This is a genomic window from Kitasatospora sp. NPDC047058 (genome assembly GCF_040643935.1).
In the GTDB taxonomy this organism is placed as follows: Bacteria; Actinomycetota; Actinomycetes; order Streptomycetales; family Streptomycetaceae; genus Kitasatospora.
In genome coordinates this window covers 1-10,364 of record NZ_JBEYVJ010000263.1, presented here as the reverse complement: position 1 = coordinate 10,364, position 10,364 = coordinate 1, and the positions used below count along the sequence as shown (strand labels likewise).

The following is a 10,364-nucleotide window of genomic DNA, read 5'->3' as shown; positions in this document are numbered from 1 at the left end:
TCCTGGGCCGAGCCGACCGCCACGCCGCGGGCGTAGGCGTCGCGGAGCCTGCGCAGGCTGAGGAAGGCCTCGTTGCCGGCCGTCACGACCTGGGTCGGCCCGACCAGCCAGAGGCGCTCGCTCGCCGTGTACAGGCCGGTGCTGCGGAACGCCTCCCGCACGGCGGCGTCGCGGGCCGCGTCGGAGCGGTGGTCGCCGAGGGCGACGGCCCGGATCTCCTCGCCCGCCGCCTTCAGCGCGGAGACGAACTCCGTGTACACCTCGCGCCGCACGTTCAGCGCATGCCGGGTCTCCTCGCGCCGCCACCGGTTGCGGTCGGCGATCAGGGTGGCGGCGATGCCGATCCCGGCACCGGCGAGCGTGGAGAGCAGGGGCATCCAGTCCATGCGCGAAGCCTGGCCAAAGCCGGGCGGCCGCGCCAGTGACTTTTCAGCACTCCGCGGGCGTGCCCGGGGGCGTGGACGGCAGGGCGCCGGTGCGGACCACGTCGGCGTACCAGCGGGCGCTGTCCTTCGGGGTGCGGCGCTGGGAGGCGAAGTCGACGTGCACGATGCCGAACCTCTTGCCGTAGCCGTACGCCCACTCGAAGTTGTCGAGCAGGGACCAGAGGAAGTAGCCGCGCACGGGCGCGCCGTCGGCGATCGCGCGGTGGACGGCGGTGAGGTGGGCGTGCAGGTAGGCGATCCGTTCGGGGTCGTGGACGGCGCCGGCCGGGTCGCTGTAGTCGTCGTACGCGGCGCCGTTCTCGGTGACCAGCAGGGGCAGGCCCGGCAGCTCGTCGCGCAGCCGGGTGAGCAGTTCGTAGAGGCCGTCGGCGTCCACCGGCCAGCCCATCGCGGTGCGTTCGCCCTCGGCGGGCAGGAAGCGGATGCCGTCGTCGGCCGGCCAGGCGGAGCGCTCACCGCCGCCGTGGCCGTCCTGGCGGAGGGTCCGGCCGCCCGGTTCGTCGGCGGCGACGACGGTCGGGGTGTAGTAGTTGATGCCGAGGGAGTCCAGCGGGCGGGAGATCTCGGCGAGGTCACCGTCCCGGACGAAGGACCAGTCGGTGACGTGCGCGGTGTCGGCGAGCACGTCGGCCGGGTACCGGCCGTGGAAGACCGGGTCGAGGAAGATCCGGTTGGCCAGGCCGTCGATCCGCCGGGCCGCCTCCCGGTCGGCCGGGACGTCGGTGAGCGGGCGGACGGCGGCCAGGTTGAGGGTGAGCGACACCCTTGCGGTGCCGGGCAGTTCGGCGCGCAGTGCGCCGACGGCGAGGCCGTGTGCGAGCAGCAGGTGGTGGTGGGCGGTGAGGGCGGCGGCCGGGTCGGAGCGGCCGGGGGCGTGGACACCGCTGCCGTAGCCGAGGAAGGCGCTGCACCAGGGCTCGTTGAGCGTCGTCCAGGTGGCGACGCGGTCACCCAGGCGGCCGGCGGCCAGCGCGGCGTACTCGGCGAAGCGGTCGGCGGTGGCCCGGTCCGTCCAGCCGCCGTCGTCCTCCAACTCCTGGGGGAGGTCCCAGTGGTAGAGCGTCGCGACCGGCGCGATGCCGTGGGCGAGCAGCTCGTCGACCAGCCGGTCGTAGAAGTCGAGGCCGGCCTTGTTGGCCGGACCGGAGCCGCCGGGCCGGATGCGCGGCCAGGCGAGCGAGAACCGGTAGGCGGGCAGCCCGAGTTCGGCCATCAGCGCGATGTCGTCCGGGTAGCGGTGGTAGTGGTCGGTGGCGACGTCGCCGGTGTCGCCGTTGCGCACCTTTCCGGGCGTCCGGCTGAAGGTGTCCCAGATGGACGGGGTGCGGCCGTCCTCGGTGGCCGCGCCCTCGATCTGGTAGGCGGCGGTGGCGGTGCCCCAGACGAAGTCGGCGGGGAACACGAGGGGCGGGGTGTGCTCGGTCATGGAGCCCTCCTGGGTGGGAGTTGACGGATGGCGGGATGCTCGGCCGGGACGGGACACTGAGCTGCAGTACTCAGCCCTTGACGGCGCCCTGCATGATGCCGCCGACGATCTGGCGGCCGAGCACGCCGAACACGAGCAGGACGGGGAGCGTACCCAGCAGGGCGCCCGCCATCACGACCGACTGGTCGGGTACGTAGCCCTGGCCGAGCGACTTCAACGCGACCTGCACGGTGGGGTTCTGCGAGCTGAGGGCGACGACCGGCCAGAAGAAGTCGTTCCAGGTGGCCATGAAGGTCAGCATGCCCAGCACGGCCATGCCGGGCCGGGCCACCGGCAGCACGATCGACCGGAAGATCCGCAGCAGCGAGGCCCCGTCGACGCGGCCGGCCTCGACCAGTTCGTCCGGCAGCGCCTGCACCAGGTACTGCCGCATGAAGAACACCCCGAACGCGGAGACCAGCGAGGGCAGGATCACCGAGGGCAGCGTGTTCTGCAGGTCGAGCCGGACGATCAGCATGAACAGCGGGATCACGCCGAGCTGGGGCGGGATCATCATGGTGGCGACGGTGACCGCCAGCAGCAGGCCGCGGCCGCGGAAGCGCAGCTTGGCGAAGGCGAAGCCGGCCAGTGTCGAGGAGAGCACCACCCCGGCGGTGACGGTGGCCGAGACGAGCAGCGAGTTCAGCAGCGCCCGGCCGATCTCGGCCTGTTCCAGCGCCTCACCGAGGTTGTGCAGCAGGTTCGGCCCCGGGGTCAACGCCGGTGTGGTGGAGCTGAGTTCGGCATTGGAGCGGCTGGCGGCCACCAGCGTCCAGTAGAACGGGAAGGCGAACACCACAGTGGCGGCGATGAGCACGGCGTAGGCGAGCGGGCCGCCGTGCAGCGGGGAACGGAGGGCGCGGCTGCCCTTCGGCTCCGAGCGGCCGGCCCGGCGCACGGGTGGCGAAGTGCCAGCCGGGCCGGCGGGCGGCGCCGGGTGAGGGGCGGGTCGAAGACGGGTCACGGGTCACCGGTCCGTACGGTTGCGCCGGGCGGCGATCGCCGCGTTCAGCAGGGCGAGGACGACGATCAGCAGGAACATCACCCAGGCGACGGCGGCCGCGCGGCCCAGGTGGAAGAAGGTCCAGCCCTGCTCGTAGAGGTAGAGGCCGAGGGTCTGGTACTGGTGGGAGATCCCCCCGCCGGCGTTGCCCTCGTAGAGCAGCGGCTCGCCGAACAGCTGGGTGGCGCCGATGGTGGAGACCACGACGGTGAAGACGATCGTCGGACGCAGGCCGGGGATCGTGACGTGGCGGAACTGCTGCCACTTGGAGGCGCCGTCCACGGCCGTCGACTCGTACAGCTCGCCGGGGATGGCCTGCATGCCGGCCAGGTAGATCAGCGCGTTGTAGCCGGTCCACCGCCAGGTGACGACGGCCGAGACGCCGAGCTGCGAGGACCAGGTGCCGGCCTGCCAGTCCACCGGGCCGAGGCCCAGCTCGCCCAGCACCCAGTTGACCAGGCCGTAGTCACGCCCGAAGAGCTGGGCGAAGACCAGGGTGGCGGCGGCCACGGAGGTCGCGTACGGCAGCAGCATCGCCACCCGGAAGAAGGTGCGGCCGCGCAGCCGGTAGTTGAGCAGGTGGGCCAGGCCGAGGGCCGTCAGCAGCTGCGGGACGGTGGAGAGCACGCCGATGGTGAAGGTGTTGCGCAGCGCGTTCCAGAAGAACGGGTCGGCCAGCAGCCGGGTGTAGTTCTGCAGGCCGAACCAGTCCATCCGGTCGGTGGTCTGCAACTCGACGCGGTGGAGCGACACGTAGGCCGTGTAGAGCAGCGGGAAGAGCCCGAAGGCCGCGAAGAGGACGAAGAACGGGGTCAGGAAGCCGTAGGGGGCGAGCCGCCCGGCGCGGCGGGTGCGGGCCGGTGCGGGGCCGGCCGCGGGCAGCCGGGCGGAGGAGGTGAGAGCCATGGGCGTCGGTTCCTGCCGGCCGTCAGCTGCCGTTGGCCTTGCGGATGTTGTCCAGCGCGTGCTTCCACGCGGTGTCGGGCGCGGTGCCGGTCCGCTCGACCTCGCCGAGGGCGTCGGTGAAGGCCTTGCCGATCACCCCGTCGTCCACCCCGAGGACCTGCGCCGGCATGGCGGCCGCGGACTCGCTGAAGATCTGCCCGATCGGCGCGTTGCTGAAGTACGGGTCCGTGACGTCCTTGATGGCGGCCTGTGCGCCGGTCGAGGACGGGAACGAGCCCTGCTTGGTGAACAGGGTGGTCTGCTGCTCCTTGGCCGTGAGCCACCTGATCAGCTCGGCGGCCTCCTTGGGGTGCTTGGCGGTCCTGGGCACGGTCAGGTAGGAGCCGCCCCAGTTGCCGGTCCGGCCGGGGCCGGGGGCGACGTCCCAGGTGCCGGCACCCGCCGTGCCCGCCTGGCCCTTGATGTAGCCGAGCATCCAGGCGGGGCAGCTGAGGGTGGCGAACTTGCCGGTGCTGAAGGCCTTGTTCCACTCCGGGGTCCACTGCGGCAGCTTGGCGGAGAGGCCGTCCGCGACCAGCCGGCCGGCGTCGGCCCAGGCCGTCTTGACCGCCGGGCTGCTCTCGTGGACCGGCTTGCCGCTCTCGTCGGCGTAGCGGACCTGCTGCTGGCCGACCTCGGCGGTGAACATCCCGGCCGCGCTGTCGGTCCAGACGTTGCCGGGCGTCGCCTTGGCGACGTACTGGCGGCCGAGGTCGAGGTAGCCCTGCCAGGTCGACCAGCGGGCGGCCAGTTCGGTGCGGTCGGTGGGCAGGCCGGCGGCCTTGAAGAGGTCGGTGCGGAAGCAGATCGCCTCCGGTCCGATGTCGGTCCCGGCGCCGAGGATCCGGCCGTCGGCGGTCTTGGCGGCGGCGCCCTTCCAGGGGACCAGCTCGTCGTTGACCGCGCCGAGGCCGAGGGTCTTGAGGTCGGTGAACTTGTCCGCCTGCTTCTGCAGCACGCTCGCCACCCGGCCGACCTCCAGGCCCTGGATGTCGGCGAGCCCGCCGCCGCCCGCGAGCTTGGTCTGCAGGGCCTGCCAGTACTGGCCCTCGTCCTGGGTGTCGGTCTGCTTGACGGTGATGTTCGGGTGGAGCTTCGTGTACTCCTCGTAGAGGCCGCTCTCCTTGTAGCCGAAGGTGCCGAAGAGGTCGATGGTGATGGTCACCTTGCCGTCGGCGGCGGCGCCGGACGAGCCGGCGGAACCGCCGCAGGCGGTGAGCAGGAGGGTGGCGGCGAGGGCGGTGCTGCCGAGGACGGCGGCGGAGCGGCGCATGAGGTCTCCCTGGCGGGGCGGGTGGGCTTCGTGGCGAGGGTGAGGTGCGGTGCGTGCGGTGCCGTGACGCTGAGGGTGGTGTGAGAGCCGGTAAGTGGTGAGAGCGCTCTCTGAGAGCGCTCTCAGAACGCTGAGAGGAGCGTGCCGCGCCCGGGCGGGGCGGTCAAGGGGTCGAAACCTGAACGTAATCTCGACTTACGGGCGGTCAGCCGTTCAGGGAGTGAAGGCGGGTGAAGGCGGAGCTCAGGCCGAGGCGCGCCGGACCAGCCGGGTCGGGGTGATCACCGAGGTGGGACCGCCCGTCCGCCGGCCCGGTCCCGATGCGAACGGTCCGGGCGCGAACGGGTCGGCAGGCGTGCTCGCGGCCGTCCCGCCGGGTGCGCCGGCTCCCGCCTCGGCGAGGCGGCGCAGCAGCAGCAGGCGGGCCATCAGCCGGCCCATCTCCTCGATGTCCTGGCGCACCGTGGTGAGCGGCGGCTCGGTCCAGGCCGCGATCGACTCCACGTCGTCGAAGCCGACCACGGCGACGTCCTCCGGCACGCGCCGCCCGGCGTCGCGCAGCACGCGCAGCGCCCCGGAGGCCATCGCGTCGGAGGCGGCGAAGACCGCGTCCAGGCCGGGCCGGCGGGCGAGCAGTTCGGCCATCGCGCGGCCGCCGCCGTCCGGGGTGAAGTCGCCTTCGGCGACCAGCGCGGGGTCGCCGTCCGGCAGCACGTCCCGGTAGCCGTCCAGGCGGTCGAGCGCGGAGGTCTGGTCGAGCGGCCCGGTGATGGTGGCGATGGCCGTGCGCCCGAGCGCCCGCAGGTGCCCCACGGCGAGGCGGGCGCCGCCGCGGTTGTCGCTGTCCACGTACACCAGGTCGCGGTCGGACTCCGCGCCCGGCCAGCCCGGCCGTCCGCCCACCACGAAGGGCAGGCCGGACCGGCGGGCCATCTCCGGCAGCGGGTCCGGCTGGTGCAGCGAGAACAGCAGGGCGCCGTCCACGTGGCCGCCGGCCAGGTAGCGGCCCACCCGCTCGTAGTCGTGCTGGTCCTCGACCATCATCAGCACCATCTGGTTGTCCGCGGCGGACAGTTCGCGGCCGATGCCGCGCAGGTGCTGGGCGAAGAACGGGTCGGAGAAGAGCCGGCTGCCGGGCTCGGCCACCACCACGGCGACGGCGTGGTTGCGCCGGGTCACCAGTGTGCGGGCAGCCAGGTTGGGGACGTAGCCGAGCTCCTCGACCGCCTTCTCGACCTTCCGCCGCAGCGCCTCGCGGACCCCTGCGCCGCCGTTCACCACCCGCGAGGCCGTGGCCCGGGAGACCCCGGCCCGCTCGGCGACCGACTCCAGCGTCGGACGCGACCCGGCCGGGTCGGCCTCGACCGTGGGGCGCGGCGGCTGCTCCGGCACCGTGGGCTCCTCTCGCGGGGGCGCTTCGACGCTTCGACGTCGTGGTGGCGTCGAAGCTTCGTCGCTCGGCGGCGTCGAGGCTTCGTCGCTTCGTTGCTTCGACGCTTCGCCCCCAGAGCCTAGCGGGTCGCCGGGGCAACGCTGAGAGCGCTCCCACTCCCTGGCGTGCGGACGCACCCGCCGCGGCGCAGGCCGGAGCGGCGGCGGGCAGGCACGTCCGCCGCCGCCTCGCGGCCGGCCGCGTCAGGTGGCGCTGAAGGTGAACCAGTTGACGTTGACGAAGTCGGCCGGCTGACCGCTGGTGAAGGTCAGGTAGACGTCGTGCCGGCCGGTGACCGCGCTGATGTTGGCGGGCACCGTGGTCCAGCTCTGCCAGCCGCCGGTGTTGGCGATGGCGAACGAGCCGACCGGGGCGCTGGTCGGGCTGTCCAGCCGGACCTCCACCAGCCCGCTCACCCCGCCGGCCGCACCCGAGGCCACCCGGGCCTTGAACTGCCGGGCCGGGGTGCCGCCGAAGTCCAGGCCCCGGTAGAGCGCCCAGTCGCCGTTGGCCAGCGCGGCGAGGTTCCGGCCGCCGCCGGTGTCACCGGTGTTCTCCACCGCCGTCCCCGACTGCGCGCTGTAGGCCTCGGCCTGGATGGTGGCGTACGCGCTGCCGCCGGGCGGCGGCGTGGTGGGCGGCTGGGTGGTCGGCGGCGGTGTGGTGGGCGGCTGCGTCGTCCCGCCGCCGGAGCTGTAGACCGCGACGTAGTCGACCAGCATCGGCACGCCGGAGGCGGTCGCGGCGGTGGGCGTCGGGTACCCCGCGACCGGGTCGGGGAAGGCCCCGCCCATCGCCACGTTCAGCAGGATGAAGTGCCCGTGCCCGGTGGCCGCGTTCCAGGTGGCGGCGTCCATCTGCGCCGAGGTGACGGAGTGGTACTGCACGCCGTCGACGTACCAGCGCAGTTGCTGCGGGCTGACGCTGCGGTCCCACTCCAGCGCGTAGGTGTGGAAGTTGCCCTGGCACGCGGAGCCGGGGCAGGCGTGCACGGCGCCGAGCCCGGAGGTCTCGTTGCACGGGCCGCCCGGGTTGGCGCCGCAGTGCAGCGTGCCCCAGACCTGGTTGACGCCGTTCACGTTCTCCATCAGGTCGAACTCGCCGATGGACGGCCAGTTCCAGTAGTTGTCCCGGTACGGCGCGCCCAGCGTCCAGAAGGCGGGCCAGTAGCCGGCGGCGGCCGCACCGGTCACGTTCGGCATCTGGATCCGGGACTCGATCCGGAGCTTGCCGCCGGCCGGCGGTTCGAAGTCGGTGCGCCGGGTCTCGATCCGACCCGAGGTCCAGTGGCCGTTCGCGTCCCGGATCGGGGTGATGCGCAGGTTCCCGGCGCCGTCCTGGCGCAGGTTGGCGGTGTCGGCGGTGTAGCTCTGGACCTCCCCGGTGCCCCAGTTGACGGCGCCGCCCGGGTAGCCGGTGCCGGTGTCGACGAGCCAGTCGGCGGCGGACGGCAGGGTGTTGGCGGCGCCGCCGAAGTCGTCGGTCCAGACGGTGGTCCAGCCGGCGGGGGCGGGCGGGACTGCGGCCGTCGCGGTGGGGCCGAGCAGGGCGGCGCAGAGTGCGGCGGCCGCGCCGGCGGCCGTCAGGACGGTGGCCAGCGCCCGGCGCGGGCGCCGGTGGCGGCGGGTGGCGGTACCGGGCGGGGCGGTGCTGGGCGGGGCGGTACCGGTCACGGCGGTACTCGATGGACTGGGACTGGACACGGTGGTGCACCTCCGGGGTGGACGGACGTGGGGGCGGACGTGCGGGAGGCCCGAGGCCGACCTGAGAGCGCTCTCATTGCGGCCCGACCACTGTCCCGCCCCGGGAGGCAGTGGTCAAGAGGTGAAGCGATGAACTCCGCACAGCCGCAGACCGCTTCACCTCTTGAACGACGGCCCCTCCCCCGCCCGACGCCTCCCACCGTCACCGGCCGGGCGCACGGTTGCTCCCCCGGAATGAATCCGCCCGTCGTGCCCTCCCCGACCGGCCCCCGACCTGACGCCCGGTCACCACAATGGCCTCGGCCGGGACCTCAGCGTCCACGCAACCGGAGACCAGGGCGGACCACATGGCGCGACTCACCTCACCCACGCACCGACCAGGGGCAGCACGAAGCGGACGCGGGCGGCTGCGGCTCAGAGCCGGGGCGGCCGCGGCGGCCGGCCTGCTGCTGCTCGGCTTCGCCGCCCCGGCCCAGGCCGTCGAGTCCACCGTCTCGGTGAACAACAAGCGCACCGGGTGGGACTCCAACGAACCGAACCTGTCCCCGTCCCAGGTCTCCTCCGCGAACTTCGGGCGCCGCTGGTCCACCCCGGTGAACGGCGCGGTCCTCGCCCAGCCGCTGGTCACCGGCACGAACGTGGTCGTCGCCACCGAGAACAACTACGTCTACGGCATCGACGCCGTCACCGGGAAGACCAACTGGACCCGCCAGCTCGGACCGGCCTGGCCCACCTCCTCCGTCACCTGCAACGACCCCGCCGCGAACACCGGGATCACCTCCACCCCGGTGTACGACGCCTCGTCCAACACCGTCTACCTCACCAGCAAGGTCAACGACGGGCCGGACGTCCAGCACCCGCACTGGTACGTCCACGCCATGAGCGCCTCCACCGGCGCCGAGCGGACCGGCTGGCCGGTCACCCTCCAGGGCACGCCGACCAACAGCCCCGGCCACCCGTTCAACCCCTTCACCGCCGCGCAGCGCCCCGGCCTGCTGCTGCTCAACGGCGCCGTGTACGCGGGCTTCGCCTCCTACTGCGACTCCGGCCCCTACGTCGGCTACGTGGCCGGCGTGAACGTCGCCACCCGCGCGCTCACCCTGTGGTCCACCGAGTCCGGCTCCGACAGCCAGGAGGCCGGCATCTGGCAGGCCGGCGGCGGCCTGGTCTCCGACGGCTCCGGCCGGATCTTCGTCAGCACCGGCAACGGGGCCGGCACCGGCGCCTCACCCGGCCAGGGCCCCGGCAACCGCCCGCCGGGCCACCTCGGCGAGTCGGTGGTGCGCCTCGGCGTCAACAGCGACGGCAGCCTCTCGGCCCGGGACTTCTTCAGCCCGACCAACAACCGCACCCTGGACACCAACGACACCGACCTCGGCTCGGGCGGCCCGGTCGCCCTGCCCAACGGCTTCGGCACCACCGCGCACCCGCGCCTGCTGGTCCAGGTCGGCAAGGACGGCCGGGTCTTCCTGCTCGACCGCGACAACCTCGGCGGCATGGGCCAGGGCCCCAACGGCACCGACAACCCGGTGAGCATGGCCGGGCCGTTCGAGGGCGTCTGGGGCCACCCCGCCGTCTGGGGCGGTGGCGGCGGGTACGTGTACACCGTGTCCACCGACACCGGCAACGGCCGCTCCCCGCTGCGGGCGCTGAAGTTCTCGGTGAACGCCGCCGGCGTCCCGACCCTGAGCAGCGTGGGCACCAGCAACGAGGGCTTCGGCTACGGCTCCGGCTCCCCCGTCGTCACCTCCAACGGGACGGCGGGCGGCTCGGCACTGGTCTGGGCCGTCTGGTCCGGCTCCGGCCCCGGCGGCGTCGGCGGCGAACTCCGCGTCTACGACGCCGTCCCGGTCAACGGCACCATGCACCTGCGCCGTTCCTTCCCGATCGGCACCGCCGCCAAGTTCGTGGTCCCGGCCACCGACGGCGGCCGCGTCTACATCGGCACCCGCGACGGCCACCTGGTCGCCTTCGGCGCCGCGTAGCCGCCCGCCTCGCCGCCCCGCCGTCACCGTGAACCCCACGGGGACGGCGGGGCGGCTGCACGCCGGCCGGGCGAGCAGGTCGGGGGTCGTTCGGGCGGGTTGAGGCCGGCGG

At 73.5% G+C, this 10,364-nt stretch carries 8 protein-coding genes; 1 reads left to right on the top strand and 7 read right to left on the bottom strand.

Going from position 1 to position 10,364, the window contains the following annotated elements:
• From ABZ885_RS28830 to ABZ885_RS28800, 7 genes are all read right to left on the bottom strand, one after another.
• On the bottom strand, window positions 1-386 hold a 386-nt coding region (locus ABZ885_RS28830), incomplete at its 3' end, for a hypothetical protein (protein ID WP_360194713.1).
• Window positions 387-429: 43 nt separating this feature from the next.
• Window positions 430-1,872 (bottom strand): GH1 family beta-glucosidase, encoded by a 1,443-nt coding sequence (locus tag ABZ885_RS28825; RefSeq protein ID WP_360194710.1) that lies wholly within the window; start codon window positions 1,870-1,872, stop codon window positions 430-432.
• 70 nt (window positions 1,873-1,942) lie between these two features.
• Window positions 1,943-2,809 carry a carbohydrate ABC transporter permease gene (locus tag ABZ885_RS28820; protein WP_360194707.1) on the bottom strand — a complete coding sequence of 289 codons (867 nt, stop codon included), beginning with the start codon at window positions 2,807-2,809 and terminating at the stop codon, window positions 1,943-1,945.
• 69 nt (window positions 2,810-2,878) lie between these two features.
• The gene (locus tag ABZ885_RS28815; RefSeq protein ID WP_360194704.1) at window positions 2,879-3,820 is read right to left on the bottom strand and encodes a sugar ABC transporter permease; all 942 of its coding nucleotides are present in this window, start codon (window positions 3,818-3,820) and stop codon (window positions 2,879-2,881) included.
• A gap of 22 nt (window positions 3,821-3,842) precedes the next feature.
• The gene (locus ABZ885_RS28810; RefSeq protein ID WP_360194702.1) at window positions 3,843-5,132 is read right to left on the bottom strand and encodes an extracellular solute-binding protein; all 1,290 of its coding nucleotides are present in this window, start codon (window positions 5,130-5,132) and stop codon (window positions 3,843-3,845) included.
• 243 nt (window positions 5,133-5,375) lie between these two features.
• Window positions 5,376-6,524: a LacI family DNA-binding transcriptional regulator gene (locus ABZ885_RS28805; protein ID WP_360194699.1), complete on the bottom strand. Its 1,149-nt coding sequence runs from the start codon at window positions 6,522-6,524 to the stop codon at window positions 5,376-5,378.
• 243 nt (window positions 6,525-6,767) lie between these two features.
• On the bottom strand, window positions 6,768-8,237 hold the full coding sequence (locus ABZ885_RS28800; protein WP_360194696.1) for a carbohydrate-binding protein: 1,470 nt from the start codon (window positions 8,235-8,237) through the stop codon (window positions 6,768-6,770).
• A 377-nt stretch (window positions 8,238-8,614) separates the two neighbouring features.
• Here ABZ885_RS28800 and ABZ885_RS28795 point away from each other — a divergent pair, with 377 nt between their 5' ends.
• Window positions 8,615-10,252, top strand: coding sequence for a PQQ-binding-like beta-propeller repeat protein (locus ABZ885_RS28795; protein ID WP_360194693.1), 1,638 nt, complete (start codon window positions 8,615-8,617; stop codon window positions 10,250-10,252).
• Window positions 10,253-10,364 lie beyond the last annotated feature (112 nt).